The following is a 17,278-nucleotide window of genomic DNA, read 5'->3' on the forward strand; positions in this document are numbered from 1 at the left end:
ACCTGGACGCTCACCACGGCCACCGCATAAGCGAGAGGGCCTCCCGGCCTACGGCCGGACGGCCCTCCAACAAGATCTTCACGAGTCTTCTAGGCCAGCAGCCCCAGGTGGACCGGTTCCGCCGGGGAGTTGGCCAGGAGGTCCGGCAGGCGCGGGGGCCACAGGGGTTCGCCCAGGGTGGCCAGGCGCTGCGGGGAGAGCCACTGCCAGTGGATGTCCGGGGCCTCCAGGACCGGCTCGCGGCGAGGGCCCGTGGTGACGAAGATGTGCTCGTGCTGGCGGACCGGGATCCCCTGGTGCGTGAAGTCGTGCTCCCAGGTGCAGAGCAGCCGTTCGGGTTCCAGATCGGTCCAGCCGGTTTCCTCGCGCAGCTCGCGCCGCACGCAGTCCTCGGGGCTCTCGCCGGGATCGATGCCGCCGCCGGGCGGCAGCCAGTGGATGCCCACCTCCACGTTGTCCTCCCGGAAGAGGAACACGGATCCGGTGGGGGACAGGATGACAACGCGCGCTGCGTGACGTGGAGTTCGCATCATCGATTCAATGTACGCCGGTGATCGGTTCCGGGGGCAGGGCTTGTACCTGGCCTTTTACCGTCTTTTGCGCGCCCGTCCCCCGGGTACGCCCCCGGAACCGACCACCGGTCCGCGCGTAGACCGCCGTGGCCGTTCCGTCCAGGGCGGTGCCCGTCAGGCCGCCGAGCCCGGGCAGCAGCAGGGACTCCGGCGCGGCCCCGGAGGGCGGCTCCACGGTCCGCGCGTGCTTCCCGCCGTCCGGCGAGGCGCGCAGGTCCCCGCCATCCGGGCTCCGGGGGCCTGCTGATGTACGGTCGGAGGAATGAGCCAGCACGCCCGAGCCCGCTCCCGTCCGCCCCGCAAGCCCCGTGCGACCCGTAGGACCCGCCGGGTGGCCCTCGCCGCCGTGCTGGGCCTGGCGACCTTCACGGCCGGCTGGGCGTACGTGGCCCAGGACCCGGACGATGCCGCCGGTCCCCGGCCGCAGGCCCACGTGGACGCCCGCCCGCAGGCTGAGGACCGTGCCGCGCGCGACGAGCAGCGGGCCGCCCAGCAGGCCGAGCGGCAGGCGGCCCAACAGGCCGCCGCCCCGCAGGGCCTGGCGGGCGTCAGCGAGTCGACCCGGGCCCGGATCCCGGTCGAGTCCCGTCAGCTCATCCTGGTCACCGGCAAGGCGGTGGATTCCTCGGAGTCCACCGCCACCTTCTACACGCGCCCGGCGGCCGGCGCCGACTGGGTCAAGGCCGAGAGCTGGCCGGCCCGCAACGGGGCCAAAGGCTGGTCCACCGAACGCACGTACGGAGACCTGACCTCACCGATGGGCGTCTTCGCGCTCACCGACGCGGGCGGCCTGCTGCCGAAGCCGCCGGGGACCCGGCTTCCGTACGACGAGGACAACGGCTTCGTCGCCACCGGCCTCGGGGTGAACGGGGAGTCCCTGGCGGGCTCCTTCGACTACGTCGTCGCCATCGACTTCAACCGCAGGCCGGGCCGGTCCCCGCTGGACCCGGTCATGCCGGACGGCGAGGACAAGGGCGGCAACATCTGGCTGCACGTGGACCACGACGGGCCCTCGCAGGGCTGCGTGGGCATTCCGAAGGCGGCCATGGAGAAGGTGCTCCGGACCCTCGACCCGGCGGCGAAGCCGGTCATCGTGATGGGGCCGGAAGGCTTCTGAGCCGGGCGAGTCGGGGCCGTAGCAGCAGTCCGATGTAGGCGAGGTCGAAGGCGCTGCACAGGATCCCGAGTCCGAGGATGAACGGCGCGTCCTCCAGCACCCCGAACAGCAGGGTCGGGGCGAGCGTCCCCAGCCATTTGGCGACGGCGATGGTCAGGGACTGCCCGAGCGGTCCCTGCCGGGATGCGTACAGGGCGATGAACAGGCCGGACATCAGCAGGTTCTGCAGGAACGCCGAGTACCGGCTCGCGTCGTGCGCCCCGAAGTGCGCCAGGAACATCCACTGCACGGCGAATCCCGTACCGAACACCAGGACCGACCAGGTGGCGAAGAGCGGTCGGGTCACGAACTCGGGCAGCTCGGCCCGCCCGAAACGCAGATAGGTGTAGACGATCACCACGTCGGCCACCGCCCACACCACGTTGACCACGCCCTGCGCGGAGATCCCGACCGAGACGTCGCGGACCGCGTAGGTCGCTTCCCAGGCGAAGTTGAGCGCGAGTGCGGCGACGGGCATCGCGTACGTCCGGTCCCGCAGCCCGACGCGGATCGCCTCCACGTACACGACCGTCCAGGCGATCCCGCTGACCAGCGTGAGTATCAGATCCACGCGCGCACCCTAGCGAGGCGAACGCGGAAGGGGAACGCCCCAGTTCGGGCCGGGGCCTGTCGCACCCCTTGTCTGACGATCCGTCAGCTATGACGATGGCCCCGCACCGAATATGACGAATCGGCAGACGAAGGCGAGGCGGGCCCGCCATGGCGCGCGTATTTCCGCAAGGTCGGCTGGTCTACGGGATGCAGCTCCCGGTCCAGTCGCAGAGCACCATCTACGCCGAGCCCTGGGAGGCGTCGGCCACCGCCGCCGATCTCGCCGGGATCGCGCGGGCCGCCGACCGGGCCGGCTTCGGGTACGTGGCCACCTGCGACCACGTGGCCATCCCGCGGCGGCTCGCCGGCCCCATGAGCACCGTCTGGTACGACCCGGTGGCGACCCTGTCCTTCCTGGCCGGCATCACCGAGCGCGTGCGGCTGCTGAGCCACGTCGCGATCCTGGGCCTGCGCCACCCGCTGATCAGCGCCAAGCAGTACGCCACCCTCGACCACCTCTCCGGCGGCCGGCTGATCCTGGGGGTGGGGGCCGGGCACGTGCAGGAGGAGTTCGAGGTCCTCGGCGTGGACTTCGCGCGCCGCGGAGCCGTGCTCGACGAGACCCTGGACGCGCTGCGGGCGGCGCTGGGGCCCGAGGAGTACCCGGAGTTCGAGGGCGAGCTGTTCTCCTTCAAGGACCTCGGCCAGCTGCCCCGGCCCGCGCAGCAGCGGATCCCGGTCTGGGTCGGCGGCTCCTCGCCCGCCGCCGTCCGCCGTGCCGCCGTCCGCGGGGACGGCTGGCTCCCGCAGGGCGACCCGCGCGCGGAGCTCCCCGCGCAGATCGCCCGGATCAGGGAGCTGCGCGGGGCGGCGGGGGTCGCCGGCCCCTTCGAGTTCGGTGCGATCACCGAGGCGCTGTACGTCGGCGAGCCCGGCTGGGACACCGGTCGCCGCACCCTCACCGGCAAGGCGGAGGCGCTCGCCGAGTCCCTGCGGGAGTACGGGGCGCTCGGCGTGGACCAGATCCAGGTGCGCTTCCGCAGCCGCGACCGGGCCGAACTCGTCGACCAGATCACCGCTTTCGGGGCCGAGGTGGCCCCGCTCCTCAACGACTAGGGGTTGACCGACCATGGGCAAGCTGGACGGGCGCGTCGTCATCATCACCGGCGCAGCGCGCGGGCAGGGCGAGCAGGAGGCCCGGCTCTTCGCCGCCGAGGGGGCGCGGGTGCTGCTCGGCGACGTGCTGGACGAGCAGGGTGCGGCGGTGGCCAAGGACATCGGCGAGGACCGGGCCCGGTACGTGCGGATGGACGTGAGCCGCGAGGAGGACTGGGTGGCCGCGATCGCCGTCGCGAAGGAGGCCTTCGGTCCGGTCGACGGCCTGGTCAACAACGCGGGCATCCTGCGCTTCAACGAGCTGACCGCGACCCCGCTGGAGGAGTTCCAGCAGGTGGTCCAGGTCAACCAGGTGGGCGCCTTCCTCGGCATCAAGACGGTGGCCCCCGAGATCGAGGCGGCCGGCGGCGGCACCATCGTCAACACCTCCTCGTACACGGGCCTGACGGGCATGGCGTACGTCGGCACCTACGCCGCCACCAAGGCGGCGATCCTCGGCCTGACCCGGGTGGCGGCGCTGGAGCTGGCGGGAAAGGGCATCCGGGTCAACGCGATGTGCCCGGGCGCCGTGGACACCCCGATGGCCAACCCGGGCCTGCTGGACCCGGCGAACATGACCGACGAGGCCAGGGACGCGATGGCGGAGCTCTACCGGCGGGTGGTTCCGATGGGGCGGGTGGGGCAGCCGGAGGAGATCGCGAAACTGGCGCTCTTCCTGACGGGCGAGGACTCCTCGTACATCACCGGCCAGCCCTTCGTGATCGACGGCGGCTGGATGGCGGGCGTCAGCATTCTCTGATGGGTCGTCAGGTATTGACGGTCCCGCCTCGGCAGTGGAACAGTCGAGACATCGAATCTGACGGAACGTCAGAAATCAAAGGACGGTGAACCCCTTGGAATTCGGGCTCTTTGTGCAGGGATACGTGCCTGAGGCGCGGTCCAAGGTCGACCCCGAGGCAGAGCACAAGGCGCTGATCGAGGAGACCGAGTACGTCATACAGGCGGACAAGTCCGGCTTCAAGTACGCCTGGGCCTCCGAGCACCACTTCCTGGAGGAGTACTCGCACCTGTCGGCGAACGAGGTGTTCCTCGGGTACCTCGCCCACGCCACCGAGCGCATCCACCTCGGCTCCGGCATCTTCAACCCGCTCGCCCCGGTGAACCACCCGGTCAAGGTGGCCGAGAAGGTCGCCATGCTCGACCACCTCTCCAAGGGCCGCTTCGAGTTCGGCACCGGCCGCGGCGCGGGCAGCCACGAGATCCTCGGCTTCCTGCCCGGCATCGAGGACATGAACGGCACCAAGGAGATCTGGGAGGAGACCATCGCGGAATTCCCCAAGATGTTCCTCCAGGAGGAGTACGAGGGGTTCCAGGGCAAGCACTGGTCGCTCCCGCCGCGGAAGGTCTTCCCCAAGCCGTACGGGAAGGCCCACCCGGCCATGTGGTACGCCGCCGGCTCCCCGTCCTCGTACGCGATGGCGGCCAAGAAGGGCCTCGGCGTGCTGGGCTTCAGCGTGCAGAAGGTCTCCGACATGGAGTGGGTCCTCGACCAGTACAAGACGGCCATCCGGGAGGCGAAGGCCATCGGCGCCTTCGTCAACGACAACGTCATGGTCACCTCGACCGCGATCTGCGCCGAGACCCACGACAAGGCCGTCGAGATCGCCGTGGGCGCCAACATGAACCGCTTCCAGTCGCTGGTCTTCCGCTACCACGACACCTTCCCGCGGCCCGAGGCGATCCCGCAGTGGCCCGAGACCCTGCCGGAGTACAACGCGGAGATCATCGAACTGCTGATCGCGGAAGAACTGCTGATCTGCGGCGACCCGTCGGAGGTCCGGGCCCAGTGCAAGCGCTGGGAGCAGGCCGGCGCCGACCAGCTGTCCTTCGGCCTGCCGACCGGCGTCTCGCCCGAGGACACGATGACGACGATCAAGCTGATCGGCGAACACGTGATCCCGCACATCGACACGGACCCGGTGCACCGCACGACCCGCTTCCGCCAGGCCGTCTGACCCGGCGGGGAGACGGGGACGGCGTCTTCCCGGACCGCCGTCCCGCACCGGCCCCGGCCGGGCGGCCACCGGCCGGGGCCAATTCCAGGCTCAGAGTGCGAAGGGACGTCATGCTCGACCACCTGATCAAGGGCGCGACCGTCGTGGACGGCACCGGCGCCCCCGCCCGCGTCGCAGACGTGGGGATACGCGACGGCCGGATCGCGGTGATGGCCGCACCCGGCACCGTCACCGAAGGGGCCCGCACCACCGAGGACGCCACCGGCCTGGTCCTCACCCCCGGCTTCATCGACCCGCACACGCACTACGACGCCCAGCTCTTCTGGGACCCGTACGCCACGCCCTCCATGAACCACGGCGTGACCACCGTCGCCGGCGGCAACTGCGGCTTCACCCTGGCCCCGCTCAACCCGGCCCGCCCCGAGGACGCCGACTACACCCGCCGCATGATGAGCAAGGTCGAGGGCATGGCCCTCAAAGCCCTCGAAGAGGGCGTCGACTGGACCTGGTCCACCTTCGGCGAGTACCTCGACGCCCTGGAGGGCCGGATCGCCGTCAACGCCGGCTTCATGGTCGGCCACTGCGCCCTGCGCCGGCACGTGATGGGTGAGGACGCCGTCGGCGGCCAACCCACCCCCGAGCAGATGCAACAGATGCTCGACCTCTTCCACGACGCCATGAACGCCGGCGCCTGGGGCCTGTCCACCACCCAGTCCTCCACCCACTCCGACGGGTCCGGCGCCCCCGTGGCCTCCCGCCACGCCCGCCCCGCCGAGCTGCTCGCGCTGTCGAAGGCGGTCGCCGAACACGAGGGCACCCAGCTGGAGGCGATCGTCGCCGGCTGCCTCGACCAGTTCTCGGACGACGAGATCGACCTCTTCGTGGAGATGAGCGCCGCCGCCGGCCGGCCCCTCAACTGGAACGTCCTCACCATCGACGCCTCCGTCCCCGAGCGGGTCCCGCGCCAGCTGATCCCCAGCGAGCGCGCCCGCAAGGCCGGCGGCCGGATCGTCGCGCTGACGATGCCGATCCTCACCCCCATGAACATGTCGCTGGGGACCTTCTGCGCGCTCAACCTCATCCCCGGCTGGGGCGAGGTCCTCGGCCTGCCCGTCCCCGAGCGGATCGAGAAGCTCCGCGACGCCGACGTACGCGCCGAGATGCTGCGCCGCGCCGACAGCAAGGAGGCCGGTGTCTTCCGGCGCCTCGCCCACTTCGGGCGGTACGTCATAGGCGACACGTACAGCAAGGAGAACGAGGGGCTCTCCGGCCGGGTCGTGAACGACATCGCCGCCGAACGCGGCCAGGACCCCTTCCACTGCCTGGTGGAGATCTGCGCCAACGACGACCTGCGCACGGTGCTCTGGCCGATGCCCACCGACAACGATCCGGCGAGCTGGGCCCTGCGCCAGGAGACCTGGCAGCACGAGGACGTCATGCTCGGCGGCTCCGACGCGGGCGCGCACCTGGACCGGATGTGCGGGGCCCCGTACACGACCCGCTTCCTCGGGGACTGCCTGCGCGGCCGCAAGCTGGTGCCGCTGGAGCAGGCGGTACGGATGCTCACCGACGACCCGGCCCGGCTGTTCGGGCTGCGCGAGCGCGGACGCCTCGCCGAGGGCTTCCACGCGGACCTGGTCCTCTTCGACCCCGAGCGGATCGAGGCCGGTCCCGCGACCCTGGTCCACGACCTGCCCGGGGACAGCCCCCGGCTGGACGCACGGGCCATCGGCATCGTCTCGGTACGGGTCAACGGCGTGGAGACCATCCGCGACGACGAGGTGACGGGGGCGGTCCCCGGGATCGTGCTCCGGTCGGGCCGGGACACGAGGACGGTGAGCACCCGATGACGGACGCGCGGGCGCAGAAGCTCTACGTCGGCGGCGAGTGGGTGGAGCCCGCGGGCGGCCACTACGAGGTGATCGACCCGGCGGACGAGTCGGTGGTCGGGCTCGCCCCCGAGGCCTCGCGCGCCCAGGTCGAGGAGGCGGCGCGCGCCGCGGCCGAGGCCTTCGAGAGCTGGTCCCGCACGACGCCCGAGGCGCGCGCGGCGATCCTGGACCGGGCCGCGGACATCATGCAGCGGGAGTACGAGCCGTGGTCCGTGCTGGCCCGGCAGGAGACGGGCGCGCCGACCGGCATCGCGCGCGGCATGCAGGTCGGGGTGGGCGTCACCCGCTTCCGGCGGTACGCGAAGGGCGCCCTCGAACCGGTCGAGAAGGGCCTGCCCCCGCAGGTCACCGAGGCCGGCCCGATGGGGCGGGCGAGCATCCTGGGCGCGCTGGAGGTGCGCCAGCCCGTCGGGGTGGTCAGCTGCATCACCTCCTACAACAACCCCTGGGCGAACCCGGCGGGCAAGGTGGCCCCGGCCCTGGCCATGGGCAACACGGTGGTGGTCAAGCCGGCCCCGCAGGACCCGCTGTCGGTGTTCAAGATGGCGGACGCCCTGCACGAGGCCGGGGTGCCGGCGGGCGTGGTGAACGTCGTGGGCGGGCAGTCGGTGGAGGTCGGCGAGGCCGCGGTGGACTCCCCGCACGTGGACATGGTGTCCTTCACCGGTTCCACGGCCGTCGGGCAGCGCATCGCGGAGGTGTGCGGCCGGTCCATGAAGCGGCAGTTGATGGAGCTGGGCGGCAAGGGCGCGGCGATCGTCTTCGAGGACGCGGACCTGGACGCGGCCGTGATGGGGATCGGGACGACCTTCTCCTTCTACTCCGGGCAGATCTGCACGGCCCCGACCCGAGTGATCGCCCACCGGTCCGTCCACGACCGGCTGATCGAGAAGCTGACCGGCTACCTGGCCTTCATGAAGGTCGGCGATCCGGCGGCGCCGGGCACGGTGGTGGGCCCGGTGATCTCGGCGGCGCACCGCGACCGGGTGGAGTCGTACGTCGAGCTGGGGAAGAAGGAGGGCGCCCGGATCGCGTACGGCGGCGAGCGCCCGGTGGTGGGGGACGGCCGCGGCTTCTACGTGGCCCCGACCCTGTTGGTCGACTGCACGAACGACATGCGGGTGGTCCGCGAGGAGATCTTCGGCCCGGTGGTCGTGGTCGTCCCCTTCGACGGGGACGAGGACGAGGCGGTCCGGCTGGCCAACGACAGCGACTTCGGGCTGCTGAGCTACGTGTGGTCCGGGGACTCGGCGCGCGCGTTCCGCGTGGCGCGGCGGCTGCGGGCGGGCGGGGTCGGCGTGAACACCATCGGCCGGAACATGGAGGCCCCGTTCGGCGGCTTCAAGCGCAGCGGGGTCGGCCGGGACGTGGGCTCGTACGCGCTGCACGCGTACAGCGAGATGCAGTCGATCGTCTGGACGGCGTAGCCCGTGCCGTCGGGGTCCCGTCGCGGGACCCCGACGGCCGGCCCGCTACAGGCCTTCTGCGGGCCAGTCGTGGCCGAGGGCCTCGGCGTATTCCCTGCTGCCCCCGCAGAGCCGTGCCCAGGTGCGCGGATTCTGTGCCGCGAGCCGTTCAAGGGCGGCCCGGGCCTGCGATTTCGGCGGTGTGCCGTCGTCCGGGATCCGCCATGTGAACTGCAGCCACGGGTCGCCCTTGCCCGGTACGCCGGGTTCCGCGCCGGGGGCGTACGTGAAGTGGAGTTCGACGGCGTCTGGTTCGTCCCACGCGGTGAAGGCCGGGCCCGTGCTGCAGCCCCATGCCGTGAGCAGTTCGGGGCGTTCCCGAAGCCCGTCGGTGATGAGCCGGGCGGTGTCACGTGCCGGCCAGGACCAGCTCCGGTCGTTCTCGGCCCGTTCAACCTCCGCGTCGTACGCGGCGGCGTCGCACCGGTACGCGGGCGGCTGCCGCTTCCCCTCGACGCCCCGCCAGCCGTCCCACACCACCGTGTCGCCGTCCCGGTGGATCGTCACGTAGAGGGCGCCGCAGCAGCCTTCGGTGCAGTAGGCCTCGGCGAGCTGGACCTCTCGGGGTTCGGGTCCGGCCCGCAGCCGCCCGGCGTCGAGCAGGAACTCGGGAGGGTTGCAGCCGCCCGAGGCGAACAGGTCGGGGACCAAAGGCCTGCCGCCGAGCACGATCCGGGTCTCCACCACGTTGCGCACGGCCGGGTCGGAGACGACGACCTCGATCTCGAACGTGGCCGGTGCGGCGGGCGGGATGAAGGGGCGGCGTCCGGTGCGGAGCATCCAGCCGGCCCGGTGGCCACTGGGGTCCGTGCCGGTGCCGGTGCCGGTGCCGGTGCCCGCGGCGGCGGCCGCTGCCTCGTCGGGGACGGCCGCCCAGAGCGGTTCGGCCAGCAGCCGGCCCAGGGTGGCGATCAGATCGGCCCGCCGGCCCGGCGGCCATGGCAGAACGGCCCCTGCCCCGCTGCGCAGGTCCTGGGCGAGCGAGAGCAGCAGGGTGTACAAGTCCGCTGACGGGGTGAGGCGATGGGCGCGGGCGACCACGGCCTCGTACACGGGATGCGCCTGTGCGTAGTCGAGGACCTCCGGCCGGTACTGGTGCGTGTGGGCCATGGAGAGCAGCAGCCGGCACGCCGCCACGGTCAGGGCGGGGTCCTGCGGGTACTCGGCCAGCAACTGGTCCAGCCGGGCCGCTTCGGCGATCCGGCGGGGCGGGCCGGGGGGAGTCGGGCCGCCGGTCAGGGCGGCGCGGACCGCCTCGCGGTCCCCGCCCGCCACGGCGTCGCGGAAGGCGTCGTGGCCGGGTGCCCCGGCTCCGATGCCGAGTTCGAGTTCGGCCGCCGCCGTACGGTCGATCCGGTCGAGGACCGCCACCGCGTCGCGGGAGAACTCCTGCAGCATGCCGAGGGCCCTGACGGTGGGCGTGTCCGTGGAGTCGCCCAGGTTGCACAGCAGGGCCAGTCCTGCGTGGACCGCCGACGCGTGCGTTCCGTCGCGGGTCAGCCGGCGGGCCAGGCGTCGGGCCCGCCCGGTGTACCGGTCCTCGGGGACGATTCCGAGGACGATCCGGTGGATGTGTTCCGGCAGGACGGGGAGTGCGGCCAGCCGTGTGTGGGCGGCTTCGGCCGCGCGGGCGCTGATCGGGTCGGCCAGCAGCGGGGCGAGGGCCTCGGTGACCGCCGCCTCGGCGGCGGCCGGGCCGAGACGGCCGCGGCGGCTGACGGGCGGGGGGCCGTCGGGCAGCGGGTATCCCCCGGCCGGGACCCGGCCGTCCGGCTCGATGCCGTGCCGGAAGAGGGCGTAGTCGTACAGGGACGTCGTCCGGGGGTCGAGCGGCTCGCGCTCGTCGCGGACGCTCATCGGGCGGTGTGGGACTCGATTCCGTAGGTCATGCCGAGAGGGTGCCAGGCGGGATCAGGACGCGTCCAACGAAAATCCGGCCTCGCCGCGGACCCGGCCGTTGATCTGGAGCTGCACCAGGTGCTCGCCGGAGTGGTAGCGGCGGGTGGTGATGGGCTTGAAGGAGTGGCGCTTGGTGCCGCCGAGGGTTTCGCCGGGGGCCACGGAGCGGGTGACGAGTTTGAACACCTTCGGAGTGCGGGTGCCGCCCGCCTTCACGTGGTGCACGACGTAGTCGATGACCAACTGCGCCGGGAGCGGCCCGGTGTTGGTGACCGTCCAGTCGAAGACGAGGTACTCGCCGACGGCGATCCGCGGGGCGGCGACGACCGGCCCGCTCACGGTGACGGGCACGTCGGGGGAGTGGCCGAGCAGGGTCAGCGCCTCGGGCCGCCCGGCCTTGATCAGGGTGCGCAGTCCGTGGCGCACGACGCGGTCGGTGGTGGCCTCGGGCTCGGCCAGCCAGCGGGCCGCGGTCTCGACGGCGAGGGCGGGGTGGTCGCGGCTGATGTCGTTGAGGTGGTTGGAGACGGACCGGCGGACGTACTCGGACCCGTCGCGGTAGAGGGCGTCCAGCACCGGCAGGGCCGGCCGCGGGTCGGCGACGAAGGCGGGCAGCTGCGGGGCCCACGGCAGCCGGGGCCGGGTGCCTTCGCTGGCGAGGCGGCGTACGTGCGGGTCCGGGTCGGCGGTCCACTTCTGTACGACGGCCAGGGCGCGCTCCGGGTCGGCGCGCAGGAAGGGCCGTACGGCGGACTCGGCGGTGAGCCGGGAGGTGAGGTCGTGGAGCAGGTCCAGCCCGGGTTCGAACGCCTCCAGCCCGCGGACGGCGACGGCCTCGTTGACGGGGAAGGTCATCCAGCCCTCGAAGCCGGGCCGGGCGAGGGCGGTGCGCACGACGGCCTCGAAGGCGGGCCACGTGTCGGGAAGGTCGTCGAGCACGGCGTCGCGGACGGCGGCGACGCGGCCGCTGAACGTCAGCCCGTCGAGTGCGTCGGCGCGGGCGCGCAGGGCCGGCGAGGACCGGCGGCCGCCCGCGCGGGCGAGCAGTCGGGCGAGGCTGGTGACGGTGTCCGCGCTGAGGAGCTCATCGGCCGTGGGCATGGGGCCAGTCTCGCCGATGCCGCCCCGGTCCGTCGGGAGGTCCCGGATCCCCTCTCCCGGCCCCGGTTACCGCTGGTCACCGCAAAGTCACGACGGAAACTTTGAAAATTCGCAAAACGGACATGGCTGCGGTTTCCGCATGCCGAAAGAGCCTCTGTCGAGCCTGTCGAAGCGTGGGTGCGCGTCAAAGTGAACCTTGTATTAAGCGCTTGTGAACTGTCTCGACCTCAAGATTCGAAGGCGTTCGGGGGTGTTGAGTTCCGGACTTCGATCGTCCAGATGTGGAAAACGCACCATCTAACGTCCTGACCCATGACTCAGCTGGACGTTCGGCCTCGGGCCGGAGACACGGTAAGCGGCGTCGCCGAGGGCGACGTTCGCGGCAAGGGCCTCGGCAAGGGGTCCGTCGGACTGGTCGGAAGCGCCGTCATCGGCATCTCGACCGTCGCCCCGGTTTACTGCCTGACCTCGACCCTCGGCTCCACCGCCGGCGAGGTCGGCCTGCAGATGCCCGCGATCTTCCTCGCCGGCTTCCTCCCGATGCTCCTGGTCGCCTTCGCCTACCGCGAGCTCAACAAGGCCATGCCGGACTGCGGCACCTCCTTCACCTGGACCGTCAAGGCCTTCGGCCCGCGGATCGGCTGGATGTGCGGCTGGGGCCTGGTGATCGCCACGATCATCGTGCTTTCCAACCTCGCGGGCGTCGCCACCTCTTACTTCTGGCTGCTGGCCGGCGAGATCACGAACAGTGCGTCGATCGCCGCCCTGGACGACAACAAGCTCGTCCACATCACCACCTGCCTCACCCTGATCGCCGTCGCGACCGCCATCAGCTACCGCGGCATGACCGCCACCAAGGGCGTCCAGTACGCCCTCGTCGGCCTCCAGCTCGTCGTGCTCGCGATCTTCGTCGCCATGGCCTTCCAGAAGGCCTCCGTCGGCACCTTCGACACCGGCCTGGACTTCTCCTGGTCCTGGATGAACCCCTTCGCGGTCGAGTCCATGGCGGCCTTCACCGCCGGACTCTCGCTCTCGATCTTCATGTACTGGGGCTGGGACGCGTGCCTGGCCACCAACGAGGAGACCACCGGCTCGACGAAGACCCCCGGCCGCGCCTCGCTCATCGCGATGATCGTCCTGGTCGGCTCCTACCTGGCCACCGGCATCGCCGCCCAGATGGCCGTCGGCGCCGGCGGCGAGGGCCTCGGCCTCGCCAACGAGGAGACCTCGGGCAACGTCTTCGCCGCCCTCGCCGGCCCCGTCATGGGCCCGGTCCTCGGCATCCTGCTCTTCGTGGCCGTCCTGGCCTCCGCCGCGGCCTCCCTGCAGACCACCTTCATCCCGGTGGCCCGCACGGTCCTCGCCATGTCGACGTACGAGGCCCTGCCGCCCTCCTACGCCAAGGTCCACCCGCGCTTCAAGACCCCGGGCCGCGCCACCGTCATGGCGGGCGTCGCGACCGGCGTCTTCTACACGGTGATGACCCTGGTCAGCGAGAACGTCCTCACCGACACGATCTTCGCGCTCGGCCTGATGATCTGCTTCTACTACTCGCTGACGGCCTTCGCCTGCGCCTGGTACTTCCGCGCCGAGCTGCGCCGCTCGACCCGCGACCTGTTCTTCAAGGGCGTCTTCCCGATCCTGGGCGGCCTGCTGCTGGCCGCGGTCTTCTTCAAGACCCTGTACGACGCCTGGGACCCGTCCTACGGCTCCGGCTCCACGCTCCCCGGCCTCGACGTCGGCAACGTCTTCGTCATCGGCGTCGGCCTGCTGGCCCTCGGCCTGGTGATCATGTTCGTCACCGAGCGCCGCAGCCCGGCCTTCTTCCGCGGCGAGGTCCTGACGAAGTCCACCCCGTCCCTGGTGGTCGAGGACTGACCGTCCCCGCGCCCCACCCGCTGAGTCATGCCACGGCCCCGGATCGATTCCCCCGATCCGGGGCCGCGGGCGCATCCGGGCCGTTCCACGGCGCCAACCCGGGCGCAGGCGGTGACCAGGTGTGTGGCGGGGTCGTTGGACGGTGCATGAACGCCTTGAAGCGCACCCTCGCCGCCCTGGTCGTCTCCGGTGGCGCGCTCGCCCTCGTACCCGCCGCCGCGCACGCCGACGACGCGCCCGACCAGGCTCCCCCGGTCGTCGGCCGGGTCGTGGACATCGTCGATCACCCGAGCCAGGCCGTACAGGACACCAAGACCGCGGTGGGCGTGACCGCCCAGGCGGCCGGATCCGCCGGCCAGGCCACGGACTCCTCCCTCAAGAGCGCCGGCACGGCCCTGACCGCCGGCCTCCCCAACACCCCGAAGGTCGGGTGACGAACACCGGCTGAGGCCGGGCTCCCGGGCGGCGGCGCTCGTTGAACAGCGCATGATCCTCTGGCTGCTCAACCACCTCAGCACCTTCGTCATCGCCGTCCTCCTGGTCGGCGGCCTCACCGGCCTCGCCGTCGCCGGGAGCGTGGCCGCCCGCCGCCGCTTCCCGCACCTGGCCGAGGGCGACCACAACGAGATGGTCGGGGTCGCGCTCGGCATGTTCGGCGCGATCTACGGCATCATCCTCGCCTTCGTCGTCGTCACCCTCTGGACGCAGGTGGAGACCACCCAGAACATCGTCGCCAGCGAGGCCACCGACCTGGCGCTCGTCGTCCGCAGCGCCGACGCCTTCCCGCCGGCCGACCGCGACCGGGTGCGGCAGGCCGTCGGCGCGTACGCGCACGCCGTCGTCGAGGTGCAGTGGCCGCTGATGCGCGACGGGCGGCCGAGCTACGAGGCGACCGCCCCGCAGACCCAAGCCCTCTACCGGGCGCTCCAGGCCTACGAGCCGCAGGGCACCAGGGCCGAGACCTTCTACGCCGAAGCCGTCACCCGCCTCAACGACGTCGCCGCCCAGCGCCGGGCCCGCATCACGATGGCCGAGAGCTCGCTGCCGATCCTGCTCCAGGTGCTGGTGTACGGGGGCGCGTTCGTGATCGTCCCGCTCACCTTCCTGTTCGGGCTGCGCAGCCTGAAGATGCAGCTGCTCTTCGTATCTGCGGTGGCCGGGCTGATCGGCTTCAGCCTGCTCCTGGTGGTGGCACTGGACCGGCCCTTCGCGGGGGACCTGAGCGTGACCCCGGGGCCCTACAAGGAGGCGGCCCTGGCGCAGTTCTGGGCCGCCGGCTGAGCGGGCCGCGGACCGTCAAGTCCCGAACTCCAGCGACGTGACGCGATCCGCTCCCTCGGGCTGACTGGATGCACGGGCTCACCGCCCCGCCCCCGCCTTCGTCTCCCGAGGAGCATTCCCATGGCCGGCAGCCACACCCGCATCCGGACCCGGCGTCTCGTCCTGCCCGTGGTCGTGACCGTCCTGGCCGTCCTCGCCGCGACGGGCGCCGGCCTGTACCACGGGGCACGCGGCGCCCCCGCGACGCCGCGTGCCCCGCACTCGACCGCCCCGGTGTCCCACGACGGTGGCGGCGGCTCGGGCCGCCGCCTGTGGTCGGTGTTCAAGCACCTCTGGACGAACGTCGGCATGGCCGGGGATACCGCGCACGGGCGCCACAACGCCGACGGGCGGCGTACGCCGACCGCCGTGTCGGTGTACGCCGCCCGGGGGCGGGACGATGGTGCGGGATGAGGCCCGCGCACTCATACCGGTTACTTCGGGTCGCGGTTGAAGGAGGCCGCCGACCAGCGGTAGCCGAGGACCGCCAGGCCGATGGACCAGGCGACCGCCAGCCACCCGTTGTGGCCGATCTCGGTGCCGAGGAGCAGACCGCGCAGGGTTTCGATGGCCGGCGTGAACGGCTGGTACTGGGCGATCGGCTGGAACCAGCCCGGCATCGCCTCGACCGGGGTGAACGCGCTGGAGATGAGCGGCAGCAGGATCAGCGGCATCGCGCTGTTGCTGGCGGCCTCGGCGTTCGGGCTGGCCATGCCCATGCCGACGGCGATCCAGGTGAGCGCCAGGGCGAAGAGCGCGATCAGGCCGAACGCGGCCAGCCACTCCAGGGCCGTGGCACCGGTGGACCGGAAGCCGATGGCGACGGCGACGGCGCCGACCAGGACCACGCTGGCGAGCACCTGCAGGACGCTGCCGACCACGTGCCCGACGAACACGGAGCTGCGGTGGATCGCCATGGTGCGGAAGCGGGCGATGATGCCCTCGGACATGTCGGTGGAGACGGACACCGCGGCCCCGATGACGGTGCTGCCGATGGTCATCAGCAGGATGCCGGGGACGACGTACGCGATGTAGTCGGCGCGGTCGCCGCCGCCCATGCCGGCGCTCATCACGTCGCCGAAGATGTAGACGAAGAGCAGCAGCAGCATGACCGGGGTGAGCAGCAGGTTCAGCGTCAGCGACGGGTAGCGCCGGGCGTGCAGGAGGTTGCGGCGCAGCATCGTGGAGCAGTCGCGCACGGCGAGGGAGAGGGAGCTCATCGGACGTTCTCCTTGGACTGGTGGGGGAGGGCGGCGGTCGGGCCGGTGAGGGCGAAGAACACGTCGTCGAGGTCGGGGGTGTGCACGGTCAGCTCGTCCGCCTCGATGCCCGCGGCCTCCAGCCGGTCGAGGACCGAGCGCAGTGCGCGCTGGCTGCCGTCGCTGGGGATCTGCAGGGCCAGCGCCTCGTCGTCCCGGGTGACCTCGTGCAGGGCGAGGGCCGCGGACCGGTAGACGGCCGGGTCGGTGAAGCGGAGCCGGACGTGTCCGCCGGGGATCAGCCGCTTCAGCTCGTCGGCGGTGCCCTGGGCGGCGATCTTGCCGTCGTTGAGCACGGCGATGCGGTCGGCGAGCTGGTCGGCCTCCTCCAGGTACTGGGTGGTGAGGAAGACGGTGACGCCGCCCGTGACGAGTTCGCGGATGATCTGCCACATGTTGTGGCGGCTGCGCGGGTCGAGGCCGGTGGTGGGCTCGTCGAGGAAGATGATCCGCGGGTCGCCGACCAGGGTCATCGCGATGTCGAGGCGGCGCTTCATGCCGCCGGAGTAGCTGGCGGCGGGCTTCTTGGCGGCTTCGACCAGGTCGAAGCGTTCCAGCAGTTCGCCGGCCACCCGCCGGCCCTCGCTGCGGGAGAGGTGGTGCAGGTCGGCCATGAGGAGCATGTTCTCCTCGCCGGTGATCAGGCCGTCGACGGCGGAGAACTGGCCGGTGACCCCGATCGAGGCGCGGACGGCCTGCGGGTCGGCGGCCAGGTCGTGGCCGTTGACGTGGACGGCCCCGGTGCCCGGGTCCGCACCGAGCAGGGTGGAGAGGATCTTGACGGCGGTGGTCTTGCCGGCGCCGTTCGGACCGAGCAGGGCGAAGACCGTGCCGGCGGGGACCGCCAGGTCGATGCCGTCGAGGACGACCTTGTCGCCGTAGGACTTGCGCAGCCCGTTCGCCGCGATGGCCAGGTTGGTCATGAGGAGTGGCTCCTTCGGAAGCGGTGTCTGCGGGTCAGTTGCTGCGGGCGGTGATGTCGCCGTAGGAGGTGGTGGCGCGGATGGTGAGGCCGGCGTCGGCGCCGTCGGTGTTGTTGAGGGCGTTGTGGA

The 17,278-nt window shown here is 71.8% G+C and carries 16 protein-coding genes; 10 read left to right on the top strand and 6 right to left on the bottom strand.

The window, feature by feature from the left end; translation table 11 throughout:
- Window positions 1-89: 89 nt before the first annotated feature.
- A complete protein-coding gene (locus ACIQK6_RS42470; protein WP_329100947.1) occupies window positions 90-533 on the bottom strand; it encodes an NUDIX domain-containing protein in 444 nt (147 codons plus the stop codon).
- A 301-nt stretch (window positions 534-834) separates the two neighbouring features.
- On the opposite strand from ACIQK6_RS42470, the gene ACIQK6_RS42475 reads away from it, so the two are divergent.
- Window positions 835-1,689 (top strand): L,D-transpeptidase family protein, encoded by an 855-nt coding sequence (locus tag ACIQK6_RS42475; protein WP_329100949.1) that lies wholly within the window; start codon window positions 835-837, stop codon window positions 1,687-1,689.
- Here the strand turns inward: ACIQK6_RS42475 and ACIQK6_RS42480 are convergent.
- Entirely contained in the window at window positions 1,661-2,299 is a 639-nt protein-coding gene (locus ACIQK6_RS42480; protein ID WP_329100951.1) for a hypothetical protein, read from the bottom strand. The two genes, ACIQK6_RS42475 and ACIQK6_RS42480, sit on opposite strands and share 29 nt — an antisense overlap.
- Window positions 2,300-2,448: 149 nt before the next feature.
- Here ACIQK6_RS42480 and ACIQK6_RS42485 point away from each other — a divergent pair, with 149 nt between their 5' ends.
- The 5 genes from ACIQK6_RS42485 (at window position 2,449) to ACIQK6_RS42505 (ending at window position 8,730) form a co-directional block, all read left to right on the top strand.
- Window positions 2,449-3,396, top strand: a complete 948-nt coding sequence (locus ACIQK6_RS42485) for an LLM class F420-dependent oxidoreductase (protein ID WP_329100954.1) — start codon at window positions 2,449-2,451, stop codon at window positions 3,394-3,396.
- 13 nt (window positions 3,397-3,409) lie between these two features.
- On the top strand, window positions 3,410-4,195 hold the full coding sequence (locus ACIQK6_RS42490; protein ID WP_329100957.1) for a glucose 1-dehydrogenase: 786 nt from the start codon (window positions 3,410-3,412) through the stop codon (window positions 4,193-4,195).
- A 94-nt stretch (window positions 4,196-4,289) separates the two neighbouring features.
- Entirely contained in the window at window positions 4,290-5,411 is a 1,122-nt protein-coding gene (locus ACIQK6_RS42495; RefSeq protein ID WP_266595391.1) for an LLM class flavin-dependent oxidoreductase, read from the top strand.
- A 110-nt stretch (window positions 5,412-5,521) separates the two neighbouring features.
- Window positions 5,522-7,261, top strand: a complete 1,740-nt coding sequence (locus ACIQK6_RS42500) for a D-aminoacylase (protein ID WP_329100959.1) — start codon at window positions 5,522-5,524, stop codon at window positions 7,259-7,261.
- The gene (locus tag ACIQK6_RS42505) at window positions 7,258-8,730 is read left to right on the top strand and encodes an aldehyde dehydrogenase family protein (RefSeq protein ID WP_402697756.1); all 1,473 of its coding nucleotides are present in this window, start codon (window positions 7,258-7,260) and stop codon (window positions 8,728-8,730) included. The genes ACIQK6_RS42500 and ACIQK6_RS42505 overlap by 4 nt, the downstream gene beginning before the upstream one ends.
- A 45-nt stretch (window positions 8,731-8,775) precedes the next feature.
- Here ACIQK6_RS42505 and ACIQK6_RS42510 read toward each other — a convergent pair whose 3' ends face one another.
- A complete protein-coding gene (locus tag ACIQK6_RS42510) occupies window positions 8,776-10,626 on the bottom strand; it encodes a hypothetical protein (RefSeq protein WP_402697758.1) in 1,851 nt (616 codons plus the stop codon).
- A 54-nt stretch (window positions 10,627-10,680) separates the two neighbouring features.
- Window positions 10,681-11,769: a DNA alkylation repair protein gene (locus tag ACIQK6_RS42515; RefSeq protein ID WP_402697760.1), complete on the bottom strand. Its 1,089-nt coding sequence runs from the start codon at window positions 11,767-11,769 to the stop codon at window positions 10,681-10,683.
- Window positions 11,770-12,081: 312 nt separating this feature from the next.
- Between ACIQK6_RS42515 and ACIQK6_RS42520 the strand changes: the two genes are divergently transcribed.
- The 4 genes from ACIQK6_RS42520 to ACIQK6_RS42535 all read left to right on the top strand — a co-directional run bounded on the left by ACIQK6_RS42520 (window position 12,082) and on the right by ACIQK6_RS42535 (window position 15,381).
- Window positions 12,082-13,647 (top strand): APC family permease, encoded by a 1,566-nt coding sequence (locus ACIQK6_RS42520; protein WP_402697762.1) that lies wholly within the window; start codon window positions 12,082-12,084, stop codon window positions 13,645-13,647.
- A gap of 146 nt (window positions 13,648-13,793) precedes the next feature.
- Window positions 13,794-14,081 (top strand): hypothetical protein, encoded by a 288-nt coding sequence (locus ACIQK6_RS42525; protein WP_329100970.1) that lies wholly within the window; start codon window positions 13,794-13,796, stop codon window positions 14,079-14,081.
- Between the two features lie 52 nt (window positions 14,082-14,133).
- Window positions 14,134-14,928: a DUF4239 domain-containing protein gene (locus tag ACIQK6_RS42530; RefSeq protein ID WP_329100972.1), complete on the top strand. Its 795-nt coding sequence runs from the start codon at window positions 14,134-14,136 to the stop codon at window positions 14,926-14,928.
- Window positions 14,929-15,048: 120 nt separating this feature from the next.
- Window positions 15,049-15,381, top strand: a complete 333-nt coding sequence (locus ACIQK6_RS42535) for a hypothetical protein (protein ID WP_329100974.1) — start codon at window positions 15,049-15,051, stop codon at window positions 15,379-15,381.
- A gap of 20 nt (window positions 15,382-15,401) precedes the next feature.
- Here the strand turns inward: ACIQK6_RS42535 and ACIQK6_RS42540 are convergent, their stop codons facing one another.
- Window positions 15,402-16,187 (bottom strand): ABC transporter permease, encoded by a 786-nt coding sequence (locus ACIQK6_RS42540; protein ID WP_329100975.1) that lies wholly within the window; start codon window positions 16,185-16,187, stop codon window positions 15,402-15,404.
- Entirely contained in the window at window positions 16,184-17,149 is a 966-nt protein-coding gene (locus tag ACIQK6_RS42545) for an ATP-binding cassette domain-containing protein (RefSeq protein ID WP_329100977.1), read from the bottom strand. The genes ACIQK6_RS42540 and ACIQK6_RS42545 overlap by 4 nt, the downstream gene beginning before the upstream one ends.
- Between the last annotated feature and the right edge of the window lie 129 nt (window positions 17,150-17,278).

Origin of the sequence: Streptomyces sp. NPDC091682 (genome assembly GCF_044756625.1) — a bacterium.
Taxonomy (GTDB): domain Bacteria; phylum Actinomycetota; class Actinomycetes; order Streptomycetales; family Streptomycetaceae; genus Streptomyces.

Coding starts and splice junctions, on each gene's coding strand:
- ACIQK6_RS42535 (WP_329100974.1), top strand. CDS start 15,049: ATGGCCGGCAGCCACACCCGCATCCGGACCCGGCGTCTCGTCCTGCCC.
- ACIQK6_RS42510 (WP_402697758.1), bottom strand. CDS start 10,626: ATGAGCGTCCGCGACGAGCGCGAGCCGCTCGACCCCCGGACGACGTCC.
- ACIQK6_RS42515 (WP_402697760.1), bottom strand. CDS start 11,769: ATGCCCACGGCCGATGAGCTCCTCAGCGCGGACACCGTCACCAGCCTC.
- ACIQK6_RS42525 (WP_329100970.1), top strand. CDS start 13,794: ATGAACGCCTTGAAGCGCACCCTCGCCGCCCTGGTCGTCTCCGGTGGC.
- ACIQK6_RS42490 (WP_329100957.1), top strand. CDS start 3,410: ATGGGCAAGCTGGACGGGCGCGTCGTCATCATCACCGGCGCAGCGCGC.
- ACIQK6_RS42475 (WP_329100949.1), top strand. CDS start 835: ATGAGCCAGCACGCCCGAGCCCGCTCCCGTCCGCCCCGCAAGCCCCGT.
- ACIQK6_RS42520 (WP_402697762.1), top strand. CDS start 12,082: ATGACTCAGCTGGACGTTCGGCCTCGGGCCGGAGACACGGTAAGCGGC.
- ACIQK6_RS42545 (WP_329100977.1), bottom strand. CDS start 17,149: ATGACCAACCTGGCCATCGCGGCGAACGGGCTGCGCAAGTCCTACGGC.
- ACIQK6_RS42500 (WP_329100959.1), top strand. CDS start 5,522: ATGCTCGACCACCTGATCAAGGGCGCGACCGTCGTGGACGGCACCGGC.
- ACIQK6_RS42505 (WP_402697756.1), top strand. CDS start 7,258: ATGACGGACGCGCGGGCGCAGAAGCTCTACGTCGGCGGCGAGTGGGTG.
- ACIQK6_RS42530 (WP_329100972.1), top strand. CDS start 14,134: ATGATCCTCTGGCTGCTCAACCACCTCAGCACCTTCGTCATCGCCGTC.
- ACIQK6_RS42470 (WP_329100947.1), bottom strand. CDS start 533: ATGATGCGAACTCCACGTCACGCAGCGCGCGTTGTCATCCTGTCCCCC.
- ACIQK6_RS42540 (WP_329100975.1), bottom strand. CDS start 16,187: ATGAGCTCCCTCTCCCTCGCCGTGCGCGACTGCTCCACGATGCTGCGC.
- ACIQK6_RS42485 (WP_329100954.1), top strand. CDS start 2,449: ATGGCGCGCGTATTTCCGCAAGGTCGGCTGGTCTACGGGATGCAGCTC.